Consider the following 16,418-nt stretch of genomic DNA (forward strand, 5'->3'; position numbering starts at 1 on the left):
CTGTTTATTTTTTATTGTGAACCGGTTCTGCTCTGCAGCGCATCTCCGGTATGTCTGTATTGTAACAGGCCGGATATTAGATAAATGTTAAATCCCGGATCTAATGAAATTTTTTTCTTCTTTTGTCCTGGGCAGTATCACACGGACCAGTGTGCCCTGATTCAGAGAACTTTCCACTTCTATCTCGCCCTCATGCTTATCCACAATTGTTTTCACGATGGACAGGCCCAGTCCTGCACCCGGAATCCGCTGGGACCTGGAGGGGTCCGCCCTGAAGAATGGCTCAAACATATGCTGCCTGTCCTGGTCGTTCATACCGAGACCGGTATCCTGAACCTGAATACATATATTGTTCTCATCTGCGTTTTCTATGGTTACTTTGATTGCCCCTCCTTTTTTACTGTACTTGACGGCGTTATCAACCAGATTGGTAAACATACGGTACAGCAGCGCATAGTTACCGGTAATGCTCTGTTCCGTTCCATACAGTTTCCACTCCAGCTTCTTTGCCTTCATCTGAGCGGCAAAGTCAGCACCCACCCGATTCAGCAGTTTCTGTATATATATCCGTTCCCATCGGATTGACGCCGCTTCCAGAGTAAGGGACGACAGGCTTTCCACCGCTGTTGTCAGCCGGTCGATTCCAGCCTCCATATCTTCTACAAAACTATCATAATCCTCCGCAGAAGGTTTCTCGTCCATTCTCAGCACATCCAGAGAAGTTTTCATAAGAGCCAGAGGTGTTTTCAGTTCGTGCGCCGCATTGGCCGCAAAGCGCTTTTGCATGGAAAATGCTTCCGCAAGCCGGTCCAGCATATCGTTAAAAGATCCGGTCAGCTGCCCCACCTCGTCACCCGTCCCCGGCATGGGCACGCGCCACTGGAGATTATGTTCGTTGATCTGCCCGATGGAATCCTTCAGTGACTTTAACGGCTTTAATGTCCTTCCGGTCATAATATAGGTCAGAAGGATAGAGAGCAGGCAGATAACAGCCATCATCACCCCATTCCAGACCGAAAACTGCCTGTTGCTTTTGGTGATGGTAAGCGTGATAGGGTTGGCATCCATTAAAAAACCTTCTTCCTGCCGGGGAGTAAAGGTAATTTCATTACTCGGCTTCATTTCAGCCTGAATGTTTTCTTCTATACTGAATACCTGTTTCATCTTGGCAGAATAAAGCCTGAGAGCCGAAAGAATCGAACTGGACGTCAGTACCAGACAGGCGCTGACAACAATGACCGCCATGCACAGGGTCATTCTGACCTGCAGGGACCAGCTTTTCTTTTTTCTATTTTTCACAACCATCTTCCTCTTCTCCTTCCGACAGACGATAGCCCTGACCATGTACCGTCAGGATAATATCTTCTCCCAGGACGGCCTTTATCTTTTTTCTCAGGGAGTGAAGCTGGACCCGGAACGCATTGGAAAATAAGTCCGCCTCGCTGTCCCACACATGTTCAATTATTTTTTCCGCGCTGACTGTCTCATTCATATGATAGATAAGATATTCCAGGATACCGTACTCTTTTCTGGTCAGGTTCAGCTGTATTTCTTTGCAGAAGGCTGTCTTCGCCGCTGCATCGAGATACAGGGGGCCGCAGCTGATCTGGGCCGCCTTTTGTTCAAACTTCCGCCCCAGCAGGTTCCGGATTCTGGCGTCCAGCTCGGCAAATTCAAAAGGCTTTGACATATAATCATTGCTGCCCTCGTCAAGTCCCTCTACCTTATCCTCCACGGAACTTCTCGCCGAAAGAATAATTACTTTTAATGCCACGTCTTCTTTTCTGATTGTGCGCAGCACCTCCATCCCGTCCAGACCCGGAAGGTTCAGGTCCAGTATCATCAGATCATATTCATTGATTCCATACAGCTCCAGAGCCTCTTCCCCGTCAAAGGCGCAGTCCACGGCATATCCTTTTTTGCGGAGTCCCCGGGATAACAGCTTATTGATACGAACTTCGTCTTCCACCACAAGTAATTTCAACCTAGTTTCCTCCCATTCCGTTCCATATGTCTTTTACGTAGAAGTCCCGTTTATGATTGTAACACAGGACCTGTTAAATAATTGTTAAATCCATTCTGGTTTATCCTGCCATTGGATTTACAGTTATAATAAAAACAGGTTCACTGGGATCATTTATCTTGTTGAGGGAGAATATGAAAAATAAAAATGAAAGTTCTTGCTTGTGACGCTGCGTCATGAGTTATGATAGGATCTGGAGGTAATTATGGAACAATACAAAGCGATACCGCCGGGATATATGACCGTGGGTGAGCTGGCAAAGAAAATGGGCGTCACGGTGCGTACACTTCAATATTACGATAAGAAGGGCCTGCTTTCCCCCTCGGCAGAAAGCGAGGGAGGACGCAGATTATATACGGACCGGGATCTGATCCGGCTTTATCAGATCGTCTCCTTAAAGCATCTTGGTTTTTCCCTGGAGGATATAAAAAACAAAGTAATATCGCTGGATTCCCCGGAGGATGTGGCCAATGTGCTGTCAGAACAGGCCGCTGATCTCAGGAGAAAAATCCAGAGCCTTACACAGGCGTATGAAGAAATCCTGCTGCTGAGGGAGGAAGTGCTGCAGATTCAGTCGGTGGATTTTAAGAAGTATGCGGATATTATCGTAAATCTCCAAATGAAAAATGAATTTTACTGGCTTGTAAAGCATTTTGATGATCAGACGCTGGACTATCTTCGGGGACGTTTTGACAAAGAAAGCGGTATGGCGTTCATGCGTTCCTTTAAACGCCTGAATGACAGCATTGCAGAGCTTCACAAGCATCATGTGCCGCCTGACAGCGAAGAAGCTCAGGCTCTTGCAAAACTGTTCTGGGATATGATTGTAGAATTCACCGGCGGTGATATGAGCATGCTGCCAAAACTGATGGAAATGGGCAGCATGGAAGATGCTGGAAACGAACTAGCGAAAAAACAGGCCCTCAACCAGGCTTATATGGAGCAGATGCTGGATGTTTATTTTACAAGATTGGGTATGAATCCCTTCACAGGGGATCTGCCGGAATAACCAGGAGGTAACTATGCCGGAGGCTGTAATAACAATCAGCAACCTGACAAAGCAGTATAACGCTGCCCGGGTTAAAGCTGTTGACGGAATTTCCTTTGAAGTAAACCGTGGGGAACTATTTGCTTTTTTAGGTGTGAACGGCGCCGGAAAAAGTACAACAATCAATATCCTCTGTACTTTACTTGGCAAGACCGGAGGTGAAGTATCCGTATGTGGTTTTGATATTGAACGGCAGCCGGATGAGGTGAAAAACAACATTGGCGTTGTCTTTCAAACCGGTGTTTTAGATGATAAGCTGTCGGTTTCCGACAATCTGATGTTCCGGGGAGCCTTGTTTGGGCTGGATAAAAAAACGCTGGCAAAGCGGATCAATAATCTGGCCGTACGCCTGGGAATGACAGAATTCCTGAAACGACCATACGGAAAGCTCTCCGGCGGTCAAAAAAGAAAATGCGATATCGCCAGAGCATTGATCTCAAACCCGAAAATTCTATTTTTAGACGAGCCGACGACCGGGCTTGACCCACAGAGCAGAGTTGATTTGTGGCAGGTCATCCGGGATATCCGGGATGAGTTTCATACAACAATATTTCTTACCACCCACTACATGGAGGAAGTAAACAGCGCGGACAGAATCGCGATTATTGATAAGGGGCGGCTTTTATGCCTGGATACGCCGGAAGGGCTTAAGTCAAACTATTCCTATGATACCGTGAAACTAACCGTTAAAAATAATAATACAGAGAAAATAGAAAATATCCTGAAGGAGCATAAATTAGAGTATCAGTTTTCTGTTGATACCTTTACGCTGAAAGTCAAAAGCGGACTTGAACGGATCGAAATGCTCGCAGGCTTGAAGGCTCTGCTATCCAGTGTTGAGATAATAAAGGGAGATATGGACAGTGTGTTTTTGAATGTGGTAGGCGGGAGGACTGAAAATGGGGAAATTAGCAAATCTGACAAAAAGAAATAGAAAGCTTTATTTTGCAAGCAGATCCAACATCTTTTTTTCCATGCTTGCGCTGATTATATTAATTGGATTACATTTTGTTGTTTTCCGGGGCATGAACGCAGACAGCCTTCTCTCCTCCGGCGTATCCGCCAGTGAAAAATGGGCGCTGTGGTTTTCGGACTGCCTGATGCTCTCCTCCCTTATACCGATTGGGGCAATCACGATTTCTCTTACCTCTCTCGGCCAGATCGTCACCGACAAAGAAAGAAATATCATCCATGATTTTTATGCTGCTCCTGTGAGCAAAACCACACTTTTGCTGAGCTATCTGCTTTCTTCTCTCTCCATCGGAGCAATCATGCTAACCGGATTCATCGTACTTTTTCAAGTATATCTGACCGCCGTTTATGGTATCTCCTTTACCCTTATACAGCTCCTTGCCGTTTTGGGCGTGAGCGCTCTTTCTCTTTTGCTTGGCAACTCTTTTGTACTTCTCATCGTTTCCTTTGTTAAACGGGAGCAGGCGATGGGAGCCATCGGCACAATTTTAGGAACGATGCTGGGCTTTTTGGGCGGCGCATACGTTCCGGTGGGGGTACTGGGCGAAGGCGTGGGAACAGTGTTCACCTGCATGCCTTTTCTGCCGCTTACCACACTCGCAAGGCAGTCGTTTTTTATGAATATATCTTCAACCGGACTGACCGGGGATATTGTCGGCGGCGAGCTGGCCAGGATCTATGGCTATGAACTATTTCTGGCGGGGGAAAAGCTGTCGTATACGGCCCTTTGCCTTATTGCAGCAGTGTACACGGCTTTTTTCGGTGTGCTGCTTTTCCTTCGGTTTAAGCATATGAGGAAAACAGATTAGAGCTATACTCTGTCTCTCATCAGCATTTCCATATCAGGACTGCCGATACAGCAGCCATAATTCCGTAGATTCCCTTATTCCAGTTTAAGACCCGTCTTCCGCCAAAACTTTCAAACGGATAGAACGCCAGAATCCGGTAGATCAAAAAGATACAGCCAAACTGAGTCAGCGCTTCAAAATACGGTCCGTCAAGTCCGGCCAGATAGGGAACCGCTGTCAGAAGCAGAACAGTCAGCCACTCTGCCAAAGCACATAGGCCCATATCCCTGCGGAAGCTTATGGTCTTTTCATAGCGCTTCGGATACCAGTTGCCTATCATTGGAAAGGCTCCCCCACTCATATTCAGGAGAATCGTTAGCAGCATGCCGCCGTTATTCATACGGAATGACCAGCTTCTGGAATGAAATGTAGTTACCAGGAGTCCCGCCAGGGTCCCGGCGCAGAGCAGGGTCAGATACGCCCGGACAGCCGCCAGTTCCTCCTGCACATCTCTCATAAAAAATGCCGGCAAAAAGAGCAGTACATTCAGGAGTATGTAAAGCAGAATCTGCGTAACTCCTCCCTTTTTCTCCGGTATCTTAGCTTCCTTCACCGCCAGATAAAACTCCATACCATCCGCGATAACAAAGGGGGTCAGGAGTAAATTGCGCAGAATACCCAGCGGGCCCAGATACCGGCATGCGGTTATCATATCCACACGCTTTAGCCCATATCTCATAAATAAGCTCCAGGAGCCGATATTGTCATCCTTAACCAGGGCCGTAACCGCCGTACACCCCTGCTGCCACAGAAAATCAATACTCTCCCGGTACAGCACAGCGCCCACGCCCCGGTCGTGGTATTCCCTGTCTACAAATGCCAGGTCCACATAGCCGATTTTGTTCTTTCCCGAACCCAGGAACCGATAGACAATCGCCCCCACAATTTGATTATCGCTGACCGCAACCATCGCCTTCTTCGGCTTGCCTACCATCAGGCTCTCAAGTCCCTGAAAAGCTCTTCTGCCAACCCGTGCCACTTCTGCTTCCTCTCCCGGAAGCATTTCTCTCACCGAAACTTCCACTCTTTCCCCTACCCTTTCTGGTCTTTGACATGAGACATATATCATTTTACCCGGAACCGTTTTGATGCAAACTTAAAAATAAGTACCAAGGCCGTACAGATATAGAGTATCGTACCGCCGAGCACCGCCGCTGTAAACACCGCGCTGCCTGTTTTCACCTGGATACACATAAAACAGATTACATACACCACGGTATTAAAGATATGAAAGAACGGGTTCTTCACATCCAGACCGGCAGTGTAAGGCTGGAATATATAATATAAAAACAAATGATGGACGGTAAAAAATATTGCCAGCGCCAAAATGGACAGACAGAAGAAGAAAAAGTCCCAGCTGAGCAGACCGGTGCCGCAGATCATCAAGAACCCGCCTGCCGTCCCGCAGATGCTTAATGCTATGATCAGGTTATAGGCGCCCAGTTTTTTCAGCCTGATTCGAAAGTTCAGAAGAATCGTCCCCGGATTCCGGTAGAATCCATATCGGAGCAGGCTGATATCACAGTTGTAAAACATCGCCTTGCAGGCCTTCTCCCCTATCGCCATAAAATACATAATAAATACCAGGGACGGGAGAAGTGCAGATATATTTCTGCTCAGGGCCACGGCTGTGTCAGGGCTATAAAAGCGGAAAAATACGCTGGCCGCAAATACGGCTGCCGCAAGCGCCAGACGATAGTAAACCGGCCGCAGAAGCAGCCGTCTGTGCCGGAGGAAAAACAGGGAAGTTAAGTAGGCATATCCCTTTTTATCCTTTATTTCAGCTGAATCTGTAATTTCCGTATTCCGGTCCTTGTCCTTTAACTCAACATCCGCAAAGGCCGCCTGCTTTGACTGCCTGACCGCGTTTGCAAACAGGAAATTCAAATCAATGGACCTGGCAAACCGGGTCTGATAGCCGGTATACCCCCTCCAGATATAGTGCAGCGCTGCAAGGGACAGAATGAAACATATCCCCACAAAAACCGGGTGAAGCACAACAGCCGCCGTATACTGTCCTGCCCCGGCAAACACCAGTCCATAGGCAAGCAGCGGCCCTCCCAGCATAACAGGCCAGGTAAACGCCGGTTTTCTGGAGATTACATAACCTTTTTTGTCATATAGATAGAGCTGCAGTGCTTCCCCCATCATCCGGAAGCTGAAATATAAAATCCAGAGCAAAACGCCTTCATAGACAGGACGTCCAAAGAGCCATGCCGCACCGGACAAAATGGGCAGCCAGTAGAAGAAAAAAGGAACATAGCGCGAAAGAAAAGAGGCTTTCACATAACGTTGTGCAGGCATATTCATGTATTTGATACAGGTTACCATCTCCCTGGTAATTCCGAAGATCCGGCTGTCCAACAGCGGCCCTGTCAAACAGCTTAAGAAAAAAAGGACATGTACAAGGAGCGCCCACTCCTGTCCGGATGCCGCCATCCCCTTCTGAACGGCCATGGAAACCGGCAGGAACAGGGCCAGATAGAGATAGGCAAGCTTCCCTGCTATCTCCCATATCTGCTTTAAGATGACCACCAGAACCGAAAGGACTTTCTTCAGGCCTATATTGCCGTAAACTTCATCCGGCATAATCTTTCCGATCAGCCACAGACGCTTAAAATAGTAGGCAAAGGTATTGGCCCCGTTGGCTGTCTGGATATTCAGAATCAGCTTTAAAGTCTTAAGCATCCCCTTCCTCCTGTTCCTCTTTTAACAGCTCTATAATCTGGTTTTCAAAGTCCTGGCTCTTAAGCATGTCATGATCGATCTGGGAAAGCCGCCCTTCGCTCAGGACAACAATTTCATCGCATAAGTCGGTAGCCAGCTGGAGGATGTGAGTGGAAAACAAAATAATATGGTTCTCCTTCATCTCCTTTAGCAGCTGCTTTATCTCCAGAGCCACTACTACATCAAAAGAGGTCAGAGGCTCATCCAGCAGAATCACAGGCGGTTTGGATATAATAAAGAGCAGCATCTGCATTTTATTCTTCATTCCGTGGGAATAGCCCTTCATCAGGCGGTTTCTGTCCTCCGGCTCGATTTTGACCATGTCAAAATAATCGTCTATCGTTTTATCCGGATCTATCCGTTCCTGGTTTATTTCCATATAAAATTTCAGGAACTCATAGCCGGTCAGAAAATCCGGCAGCAGAGGGGTAGAGAAAACATAGGCAATCCTTTCCGGGTCCAGCAGGACTCTGCTGCCATCCTCCTGTATCAGGTGCGCCGTACCCTGATCAGCCTGTATCTCATCGCTCAGACAGTTAAACAGCGTGGTCTTCCCGGCGCCGTTTCTTCCCAGAAGCCCATATATTTTTCCTTGTTCAAAGGTAAATGAGCAGCCTTTTAGCACCTCTTTTTTGCCAAAGGATTTATGTATATCACTCAGTTCTAATTTCATCCGTCATCCCTTTCCGTACTTTTGATTTGTTAGTAAATATACCATGAAGGTAAAAACCGGCGCCGTTAAATTTCTGTTAAGAAACCCCGTCCGGCTTATCTCAGCTCCACAGAAACCGTACTTTTCAGCTCCTGTGCATTTTCCCGAACCAGCTTTCTCAGCGTGGCAATAAGGATACACAGGGCCGTATTCACCGTTGACTCATAGTCTTCGCGGTAAAACTTTTCAAACTCCTCCTGGGCATCTCTGATATGGAATTTCCCTGGAAAGTTCATCCTCCCATGGACAAAAGCCGATCTGGCGTCATACATCCGCCCGATCCGTTTTTTATATTCCGAAGGCTCCCCAAACAGGGCGCTGGTCTTGGTTCTCAGCTGCTCCTTGATCCCATCCGCCCGTCCCGTATTATAAAGGGCTTCTACGCCCAGAAGGACATAGAACAAATCCTCATAATGATTCGAATTGAAGGTATAGGAAAATGCGTTCAATGCCCGATCGGCCGGGGTGTGGCCCACATTGTCCATGACATGCGTCTTCTCATTCATCCACTCCCAGATTTCCCCCACAGTAACCGGAACAAATTCCGGCCAGTTCTTCTCCCAGGCCTCCTCGTAAGCCATAACCAGGCTGTTATTGATTCCCTCAATAACACCTCTCTCCTGCTCTCCGATCCGGATAAGTCCCGTCCCGATCTGAAACAGCCCCGGACTGGCTAGATTTACGGCAATCACCAAATCCTTAACCCGTTTATCCAGTTCTCTGGCCACATCGATCTCCGTCTCTTCCAGCCAGTCAATACCGTCCAGAAGAGCCCTATCCCCGATCTGCTCCAACAGGGCGGCGGAAAATTCTTCGGAGCGCGCGTTCAGATATTCTGTCATATCCCTGTCGGACGTGATCTGGCAGACCCACTCCGCCGGTGCATAGCCCGGAAAGGTAAACCTGGCATAGGCACGATTTCGAAGAATGGAAATTTTAACCAGAAAACATTCTTCCCCCAGCTTCCAGGTCAGTCCAAGACCATCCAGCTCTTTATACAATAATGTGACCTGAGAACGCAAAAAGGCACCGAATCCTGTCTCCTCCGGATAACCCATCAGAGCGGGAATCAATGCCAATACGATTTCCATGTTCTTCATTCTGTCCGTGTCCTCCCCATCAGCCGTCAAGTCTGTTACCCTATTCTAACAGATAGACACGAGACAGGACAATACCCTATCTAGAACAAAGTGGGCACATGCGAGTGTGCATAGGATGGTTTTTTATTGCATAGGAAAGTCTCAAAACTTTCCTATGCAATAAAAAACCAGGCTAAACCGACGGCGCCCGGCCAATCTTCTCTCCCATCTTTACAACCGTCTCCATGCCCCGGGCCGTGTTCCGGATCAAATCTCCGTCTATTTCTACTCTGCCAGGCTCCAGCAGAAGAATGACGGTAGAACCTCCAAATTCAAAACAGCCCATCTCACTGCCCCGTTTCACCTTTCCTCTTCCGCGGAAGTTGTGAATCTTTCCCACCATCATAGCGCCCACTTCCATGGTCAGGATCAGTCCGAAATTCCGGCTCCTGTTCAGACAGAACGCCCGGCTGTTCTCCTTATAGACCGGCACCTCATCGTTGGCGATGGGGTTTACCGTATGAAGTACGCCCGGAATATGATAATGCTCCGATGCAATTCCGTCATCCACGTAACAATAGTGATGGTAATCATCCACCGTAAGCCGGAATACACAGGCTGTTCCTCCTTCGAACCGCTTTGCCAGCTTCCCGGACCGCAGCAGAGACCGCACCGAATACTCCGTATGCTTGATAGGAAACCTTTGCTTTTTATCTATTGGGTAAACGCTTAACTTCCCGTCGCAGGGGCTGATCAGCACCTTATCCTCTTTGGCGGCAGGTCTGAACTCCTTCTTGATCTGACGGGTAAAAAAATCGTTGTAGGACCGGTAAACCCTGTCCTCGTACTGACTCAGGTCAATCTTATGATTCCGGACAAAACCAGGTATTAACTTACAGGATAACCGGGAATTCAAAAAAGCCCCTCCCAGTCTGGATACCCATGGCTGTATGAGCAGCTTAATCAGGAGGCGTCCCGGCGCATGCGTATAAAGCATCCGCAGGAACCGGTCCTGCGCACAGTCTTCCTCCCAGCATCTGCCCTCTCTGTCTGCATATTTCAACGTTCCTCTCCTATCTGAAATGAAGTCCCAATGTACGCCTGCTCACAAATATAACCACAACCAGAGCGATGGAAACCACACCTACGATCACCGCCAAGGTAGAATTCTTAGGCTTCGGAAATCTAAAATTCAGAACAAATAAAATTCCCACGATCAGCATCAGAAAATAAAGTCCGATGTGATATACCCCGGCCGGCATCAGCATCCGCGCGGCATAAAATAAAGGCAGGATAACGGCAATAGAAGTAATGGGCAGCCCCCGGTAAAATTTGTGCCCGCTCTCGTCCACCAGCTCATTTTTCATTTCCAGCACATTAAAATAGGCCAGACGGATCACCGAAGTAGTACAGTACAAAATAAGGACTGTCATACCGAAGAATCCCCTCACTCCCATCTGATAACACAACAGGGCCGGGAACGCTCCGAAGCAGACCATATCGCACAGAGAATCAATCTGCACCCCAAACGCCTTGGCATCATCCGACCGGTTCTTCATGGCTCTGGCGATCTTGCCGTCAAACATATCACACAGCCCGGATACCGCCAGACAAATCACCGCAAACAAAAACTTTCCCTGCACTGCCTGGGTCATGCCCAGAATGGCAGAAGCCAGGCTGACATACGTCAAAATAACTGAATAATTATAAATACCAACCATAAACAAATCCCTTTTCTCTCATGTATTCGCCGGATACGATGTCCGCTTCTTTTTCATTTCCCCCAGCCTGATCTGGGCCAGCATGGTGACTCCCGCGCTTAAAAGCAGCTGGACATAATAGGCCAGCCCACGGCTTAAAACCATGGCAGGAAGCAAAAATGCCGCTCCGAAAACCGGGGCAAAAATTGAAAGGAACAAATGCTCGCTTATGCCCATCCCCCCGGGCAGAGGCAGCATATCCACCGAAATAGAGATCGCCGCCTGGAGCATGACCACATCATATGAGTTCGTACCCTTTAAGTGAAAGGTCTTATAGACCAAAAAAGTTACAAAAAACAGAGCAAACCGCTGTAAGAATGTAATAATAAGAACCCGGACCATTACACCCCCATGCTGCTTTAAATAAACGGAAGCTGCGTTGTACTGATCCATAGAGGCAGAGAGTCTCTCCCGCCGTTCTTGCTTTTTCTTCAGGATATGCACCTTTTCCAGGAAGCTCAGACACCGAAGCATCATGTTCTTCGCCAGCGCCGGATGAAAAATCAGCAGCAGCAAGATGAGGCAAAAGCCCACATTCAGTCCGATTCCCAGGTAAAAAACCGGGAGAATACCTTCCAGATAGTGGTGGATAAAACCACGCTGGAATACGACCAGAAAAAGCCCGGTCAGGACCAGCACCGATTTATACGCCACCGTTACAATCATCAGAACCAGCGACGAAACCGGTATCGGAATCTCATCCCTGTGCATATAGTAAACCTGCGCCGGCTGTCCTCCGCTCGCCGAAGGAGTAATGCAACTGAAGAAAAATCCGATGCATGAGTACATAAAACAGGTTCTCTTCCTGGTCCGCACTGACAGCGTATCCAATATGTAATGGATAATGATGGATTCTCCCCAGATAAAAAACACCACACAGGCAGCTCCAAGCACCAGATACAGAGGATTGGCCTTTGTCAAAGTGTGAAACAGTTCTTTCAGATCTTCACCTTTAAAAACACTGTATATAGTCAGTCCGAAGACCAGCACAAAAAACAGCGCGTTAACTATCTTCTTTTTATTCGATGCCAAAACTACTTCCTCATTTCATCTGCAGGATCTGCTTTCCGGCTGAAATAACCGGTAATCCTGTCAAAAATTTTTGTAAGGCTCCGGTACCACTCCGTGTGAAATCCAATATAGAAACAAACTTCCGCTATCACCACCCCGCCAATGACGTCTGCAATGTAATGCTGCTTGGTTACCTGCGTTGAAACAAAAACTAAAATAGCCAGAACTAAGGACATTCCCCGATACCACCGGGGCACTTCCTTTCTCCCCCTGAGCCCTATATAACAAAACCAGCTTATCAGACAATGAATCGAAGGAAATAAATTCGACGGTGAGTCGATCTGCCATACCATTCCCAGCATCCCGCTCCAGAAACCGCCGCCCGTCAGGCCGGGCCTTACATTCGTCGTGGGCAGCAGCAGAAAAAACACTGCGCATACCAGCCGGGACATGAGATCTGCCGTCACAAAACGCATGCAGTATTCCTTTCCCACTCTTGCAATCAATATGTAATTCACTGCCCAGAACACATAACAGCCCAGGTAGACAGCAACAAATGCCGGCAATAAAGGCACCATCCGGTCAAAAGCCGTCGTAAAATCAAACTTCCTCCATCCTTCGGTAATCCAGCCTGTGCCAAAATAGATCAGGCAGTTAAAGGCAAGGCAGGAAAACAGAGGAATCACGGCATAAGCCGGGACAAAAGTCTGTAAACGGCCTCTTATTCTCTTGTACATCTTAACCCTATCTCCTTACAGAGCCGACATAAAATGACTCTATGATACATTATAATGAATTTTAGTCCTGTGAAAAACTTAATAAAACTTAAGAATGTGTTAATCCGGCTTAATAAGCGTCAACAAATCATTCATTGCATATACTATCAGGATCTTAACATGGAGGTGTTTATTCTGAATCTCAAGAAATGGCATATCCTCGGCGCCCTGTGCACCATTCTTCTCGGCAGTTTGGTCCATTTTACTTATGCCTGGTCAGGAAAAAATCCGGTGGTCGGCAGTTTAAGCGCTGTCAACGAAAGTACCTGGGAGCATTTAAAGCTTTTATTTACCCCTCTTTTCCTGTTTACGCTGATTGACTATCCGCTGTACGGCAAGGAATTCAAAAACTTCCTGCCGGTAAGATTCCTCTCGATCCTGCTGGGTATGTTCGTAATCGTCGCCGCATTTTATACTTATTCGGGAATTCTCGGCCGAAATTTCCTGGCAGCCGATATCGCAACCTTCATTCTTGGTGTAATTGCTGCCTACTGTTTCAGCTGCCATTTTCTGAAAAGCGGTTCCTTTTCCTCCCCTGAAGCGGCTGCCGCCGGCAAGGCAGGGTTAGTTCTGCTTCTGGTTTTGTTCATACTCTTTACCTTTGTCACACCCCGCATCGGTTTATTCAAAGATCCGGTGACGGGCGGATACGGCATAGAAGCAAATGCCGTGCAGCACACGGCACGGTAGCGCCGAATACGGCTCCATAATGAAAAAGCCAATTGCCGGTGCAATTGACTTTTTCATTATATTCACCCCGCCTGAATCGCAAGGTCGTGTTCCTGTTCTATCTTGTTCTCGAATTCCTCTATGGGCATCGGCCTGTAATAATAGAAACCCTGGATCAGGTCACAGCCCACTTCCTGTAAAAGTTCCACCTGCTCCTTCTTCTCGATCCCTTCTGCCACCATCTGAATGCCAAGCTGCCGCACCATGGAAATGATGCTTCTGATAATAATCTCATTCTTTTTCAGAGATACCTCCTCTCTAAAAAATGCGGCGTCCAGTTTCAGTACATCAATATCCATATCATTTAACATCCCCAGAGAGGAGTAACCCTTTCCAAAATCATCCATGGAGCACAGAAAGCCGTGCCTGTGCAGGGATGAAACAATCTGCTGCATATACTGCACATTTCCAAACGCAACCGATTCGGTAAATTCCAGTTCCAGGCAGCCGTCCGGAATCTGATATTTGTCCTTTATATCGGTGTATATATCTACAAAATCCATATTACAGAACTGTAATTTGGACACATTGACTGAAACCGGCGTAACCGGCTTGCCCGCCTTTAAGCGCCCGGAAATCCACCGACAGACTTCTTCGAAAACATAGCGGTCCAGCTTGCCGATAAAATGAGTATTTTCAAAAATAGGTATAAAAACGCCGGGGAGCAGCATCCCGTCCGGGCTGTTCCAGCGCACCAGCGCCTCCGCACATTCAATTTTCCCTGTTGCCGGGTTAACCTTGGGCTGCATATAAACTACAAATTCCCGGTTAAACAGTGCATCATCCATCCGGTTCCGGATAGCATTTTCGGCAATCATCTTCCTGCGGATACTTTCATCATAGAACGCATAATGCTCGTCCGGCTTATTTTTCACCGTTTTCTGTGCGAAGTTCGCCCGGTCAATCAAAGCCTCCACATCCAGCTTCTCCGGAATATCCTCAATACAGCAGATGCCGCAGGCTATTGTTAAAATATGTCTGTTAGTCACCGCTTTGGACGATTCCAGGAACTCCTGATCCACATGCTTTTGAAGCGACAGAATTTCTTCTTTGCCGCTGTAATGACGCAAAGCTACAAAACGGTCCGCCACATTCCGTCCGATCAGCTCCGCCTCTGTCAGATGCTCTGTCATCAGCTCTACATACTTTTTTAACAGCTGATCGCCTTGCTCATAGCCCAGCACATCGTTCACGTATTTGAAATTCTCAAAATCTATGTAGAGAAATGCAAACTTCTCGTTCGGGTAATCCGCCAGTATACGTGCCGAATCCTCCTTAAATCGCTCCAGATTCAGCGCGCCGGTCAATTCGTCCCGGTTTGTCATGTCTTTCAGCACCCTGTTGGTCCTGGTCAGCGCAAAAAAGCGCTTTACATATATGTATGCAACCAAAATACCGACTACAAGCCACGCAGCAGCCGTAACCAATATAAGCCTGGACAGCCAGCCGATCTGATGATCCGAATATTCCTCGATGGCAAATACCGTATCATTCGCAATGACAAACAGTTCCTCGCTGGCACTAATCAGCGCACTCTCGTCTCCGCCTGCCCGCACCTCTTTTATTTTATCCTGTACAAATTCCCACTGCTTCTCCAGCCGGTCCAGACTGGTATTATACTTTTCGCTGTTGGTTAAAACAAGGCCGTATCGTCCCTTTCCGGTCTGAAGTTCACTTAAAATATTGTCCACATACTCCACCAGGTTCTGACTCGGCATGTGATTGGTCTCCAGTTTAACTACCCGCTGGGATGCGCCCCTTACAATCCCCACATAATTGATCAGCTTGCCATAATTGCTTATCTCAGAAATCAATTTGATCGAGGTTCCGCTGACGAAGAGCAGCAGCAGCACAAATACAGGCAGGAGCCATTTTCCCCTTATTTTCTTGTCCATATTTTTCTCTTTTCCATCTCGATGATCGAACCACCGCACCTTCTTATGATTTTATCATCTCCACAGATAAAATGCAATGATTTGACAGGCTTTACGCACGTTTCGTCCGGTTTATATCAATATTTAAATCCCCGCTTTCGCGCATATATCCCCCAGACAGCACCGATCACAGTGCGGCTTGGTCCTGGCGGTACAAATCTCTCTTCCATGAAATACCAGTCTGTGGCAGAAATCGCTCCCTTCCTCCGGCGGTATCAGCTTCCACAGGGCCATCTCCACCTTCTTCGGTTCCTTGATGCCATCCACCAGGCCCATACGGTTAACCAGACGGATGCAATGGGTATCCGTTACAATTGCAGGCTTTCCAAATACATCCCCCATGATAAGATTCGCGCTCTTTCGTCCCACTCCGGGCAGCTTTAACAGGGCGTCAAAATCATCCGGCACCTTTCCGCCATACTGCTCCTGCAGCTGCTTCATACAGGCGCTGATATCCCGGGCCTTGCTGTGTCCCAGGCCGCAGGGCTTTACGATGCGCTCGATCTCCTCCGGGTCCGCTCCCGCCAGAGCCTCCACATCCGGATATCTGGCATATAAGTCCTGCACAACAACATTTACTCTGGCATCCGTGCACTGGGCGGCCAGCCGGACACTGACCAGCAGCTTCCATGCCTCATCATAGTTCAGGGTACACCCCACATCCGGATATTCTTCTTTCAGGCGCCGGATGATTTCAAGCGCCAGTTTCTCTTTTGTCATGATCATTCTCCATTCTATCTTACTTCCTGTGCAATAAGGCTCTTTGCCCTAAGATTTATAACTTCTCCCAAACGGTATG

At 47.7% G+C, this 16,418-nt stretch carries 16 protein-coding genes; 4 read left to right on the top strand and 12 right to left on the bottom strand.

All coding sequences use genetic code 11. The features are described 5' to 3' along the window. Positions 1–87: 87 nt before the first annotated feature. Positions 88–1,305, bottom strand: a complete 1,218-nt coding sequence (locus tag ABCW47_RS08150) for a sensor histidine kinase (RefSeq protein ID WP_343209358.1) — start codon at positions 1,303–1,305, stop codon at positions 88–90. Then, positions 1,289–1,984, bottom strand: a complete 696-nt coding sequence (locus tag ABCW47_RS08155; protein ID WP_343209359.1) for a response regulator transcription factor — start codon at positions 1,982–1,984, stop codon at positions 1,289–1,291. Before ABCW47_RS08155 ends, ABCW47_RS08150 begins: the two co-directional genes overlap by 17 nt. 244 nt (positions 1,985–2,228) lie before the next feature. On the opposite strand from ABCW47_RS08155, the gene ABCW47_RS08160 reads away from it, so the two are divergent. Genes ABCW47_RS08160 through ABCW47_RS08170 form a run of 3 tightly spaced genes read left to right on the top strand, consistent with a single transcriptional unit; the run spans position 2,229 to position 4,852 of the window. Further along, complete coding sequence (locus ABCW47_RS08160; protein WP_343209360.1) at positions 2,229–3,032, top strand: MerR family transcriptional regulator; 804 nt, start codon at positions 2,229–2,231, stop codon at positions 3,030–3,032. Between the two features lie 13 nt (positions 3,033–3,045). Further along, positions 3,046–4,005: an ABC transporter ATP-binding protein gene (locus ABCW47_RS08165; protein ID WP_343209361.1), complete on the top strand. Its 960-nt coding sequence runs from the start codon at positions 3,046–3,048 to the stop codon at positions 4,003–4,005. Then, entirely contained in the window at positions 3,971–4,852 is an 882-nt protein-coding gene (locus ABCW47_RS08170) for an ABC transporter permease (protein WP_343209362.1), read from the top strand. The genes ABCW47_RS08165 and ABCW47_RS08170 overlap by 35 nt, the downstream gene beginning before the upstream one ends. A gap of 19 nt (positions 4,853–4,871) precedes the next feature. On the opposite strand, the gene ABCW47_RS08175 is transcribed toward ABCW47_RS08170, so the two are convergent. From ABCW47_RS08175 to ABCW47_RS08210, 8 genes are all read right to left on the bottom strand, one after another. Then, a complete protein-coding gene (locus tag ABCW47_RS08175; protein WP_343209618.1) occupies positions 4,872–5,894 on the bottom strand; it encodes a GNAT family N-acetyltransferase in 1,023 nt (340 codons plus the stop codon). 62 nt (positions 5,895–5,956) lie between these two features. Continuing rightward, positions 5,957–7,579, bottom strand: a complete 1,623-nt coding sequence (locus ABCW47_RS08180) for a hypothetical protein (RefSeq protein WP_343209363.1) — start codon at positions 7,577–7,579, stop codon at positions 5,957–5,959. Further along, positions 7,572–8,291, bottom strand: coding sequence for an ABC transporter ATP-binding protein (locus ABCW47_RS08185; RefSeq protein ID WP_343209364.1), 720 nt, complete (start codon positions 8,289–8,291; stop codon positions 7,572–7,574). Before ABCW47_RS08185 ends, ABCW47_RS08180 begins: the two co-directional genes overlap by 8 nt. Positions 8,292–8,386: 95 nt before the next feature. Further along, entirely contained in the window at positions 8,387–9,430 is a 1,044-nt protein-coding gene (locus tag ABCW47_RS08190; protein WP_343209365.1) for a hypothetical protein, read from the bottom strand. Between the two features lie 172 nt (positions 9,431–9,602). Beyond that, entirely contained in the window at positions 9,603–10,472 is an 870-nt protein-coding gene (locus tag ABCW47_RS08195) for a phosphatidylserine decarboxylase (RefSeq protein ID WP_343209366.1), read from the bottom strand. Positions 10,473–10,482: 10 nt separating this feature from the next. After that, positions 10,483–11,130: a CDP-alcohol phosphatidyltransferase family protein gene (locus tag ABCW47_RS08200; protein WP_343209367.1), complete on the bottom strand. Its 648-nt coding sequence runs from the start codon at positions 11,128–11,130 to the stop codon at positions 10,483–10,485. An 18-nt stretch (positions 11,131–11,148) separates the two neighbouring features. Then, entirely contained in the window at positions 11,149–12,201 is a 1,053-nt protein-coding gene (locus tag ABCW47_RS08205; RefSeq protein WP_343209368.1) for a lysylphosphatidylglycerol synthase transmembrane domain-containing protein, read from the bottom strand. Positions 12,202–12,203: 2 nt separating this feature from the next. Then, on the bottom strand, positions 12,204–12,917 hold the full coding sequence (locus tag ABCW47_RS08210) for a phosphatase PAP2 family protein (protein WP_343209369.1): 714 nt from the start codon (positions 12,915–12,917) through the stop codon (positions 12,204–12,206). A 159-nt stretch (positions 12,918–13,076) separates the two neighbouring features. Here ABCW47_RS08210 and ABCW47_RS08215 point away from each other — a divergent pair, with 159 nt between their 5' ends. Beyond that, the gene (locus ABCW47_RS08215) at positions 13,077–13,646 is read left to right on the top strand and encodes a DUF6512 family protein (RefSeq protein WP_343209370.1); all 570 of its coding nucleotides are present in this window, start codon (positions 13,077–13,079) and stop codon (positions 13,644–13,646) included. A 62-nt stretch (positions 13,647–13,708) separates the two neighbouring features. Here the strand turns inward: ABCW47_RS08215 and ABCW47_RS08220 are convergent, their stop codons facing one another. Then, the gene (locus ABCW47_RS08220) at positions 13,709–15,580 is read right to left on the bottom strand and encodes a putative bifunctional diguanylate cyclase/phosphodiesterase (RefSeq protein WP_343209371.1); all 1,872 of its coding nucleotides are present in this window, start codon (positions 15,578–15,580) and stop codon (positions 13,709–13,711) included. Between the two features lie 123 nt (positions 15,581–15,703). Next, positions 15,704–16,339: an endonuclease III domain-containing protein gene (locus ABCW47_RS08225; protein WP_343209372.1), complete on the bottom strand. Its 636-nt coding sequence runs from the start codon at positions 16,337–16,339 to the stop codon at positions 15,704–15,706. Positions 16,340–16,418 lie beyond the last annotated feature (79 nt).

Source organism: Anaerolentibacter hominis (genome assembly GCF_032380675.1).
Lineage (GTDB): Bacteria > Bacillota > Clostridia > Lachnospirales > Lachnospiraceae > Anaerolentibacter > Anaerolentibacter hominis.

Excerpts from the sequence above, each read along its gene's own strand:
- ABCW47_RS08165 (WP_343209361.1), top strand. The coding sequence starts at position 3,046 with ATGCCGGAGGCTGTAATAACAATCAGCAACCTGACAAAGCAGTATAAC.
- ABCW47_RS08215 (WP_343209370.1), top strand. The coding sequence starts at position 13,077 with ATGGAGGTGTTTATTCTGAATCTCAAGAAATGGCATATCCTCGGCGCC.
- ABCW47_RS08210 (WP_343209369.1), bottom strand. The coding sequence starts at position 12,917 with ATGTACAAGAGAATAAGAGGCCGTTTACAGACTTTTGTCCCGGCTTAT.
- ABCW47_RS08225 (WP_343209372.1), bottom strand. The coding sequence starts at position 16,339 with ATGACAAAAGAGAAACTGGCGCTTGAAATCATCCGGCGCCTGAAAGAA.
- ABCW47_RS08150 (WP_343209358.1), bottom strand. The coding sequence starts at position 1,305 with ATGGTTGTGAAAAATAGAAAAAAGAAAAGCTGGTCCCTGCAGGTCAGA.
- ABCW47_RS08185 (WP_343209364.1), bottom strand. The coding sequence starts at position 8,291 with ATGAAATTAGAACTGAGTGATATACATAAATCCTTTGGCAAAAAAGAG.
- ABCW47_RS08175 (WP_343209618.1), bottom strand. The coding sequence starts at position 5,894 with ATGCTTCCGGGAGAGGAAGCAGAAGTGGCACGGGTTGGCAGAAGAGCT.
- ABCW47_RS08180 (WP_343209363.1), bottom strand. The coding sequence starts at position 7,579 with ATGCTTAAGACTTTAAAGCTGATTCTGAATATCCAGACAGCCAACGGG.
- ABCW47_RS08200 (WP_343209367.1), bottom strand. The coding sequence starts at position 11,130 with ATGGTTGGTATTTATAATTATTCAGTTATTTTGACGTATGTCAGCCTG.
- ABCW47_RS08190 (WP_343209365.1), bottom strand. The coding sequence starts at position 9,430 with ATGAAGAACATGGAAATCGTATTGGCATTGATTCCCGCTCTGATGGGT.
- ABCW47_RS08220 (WP_343209371.1), bottom strand. The coding sequence starts at position 15,580 with ATGGACAAGAAAATAAGGGGAAAATGGCTCCTGCCTGTATTTGTGCTG.
- ABCW47_RS08160 (WP_343209360.1), top strand. The coding sequence starts at position 2,229 with ATGGAACAATACAAAGCGATACCGCCGGGATATATGACCGTGGGTGAG.
- ABCW47_RS08170 (WP_343209362.1), top strand. The coding sequence starts at position 3,971 with ATGGGGAAATTAGCAAATCTGACAAAAAGAAATAGAAAGCTTTATTTT.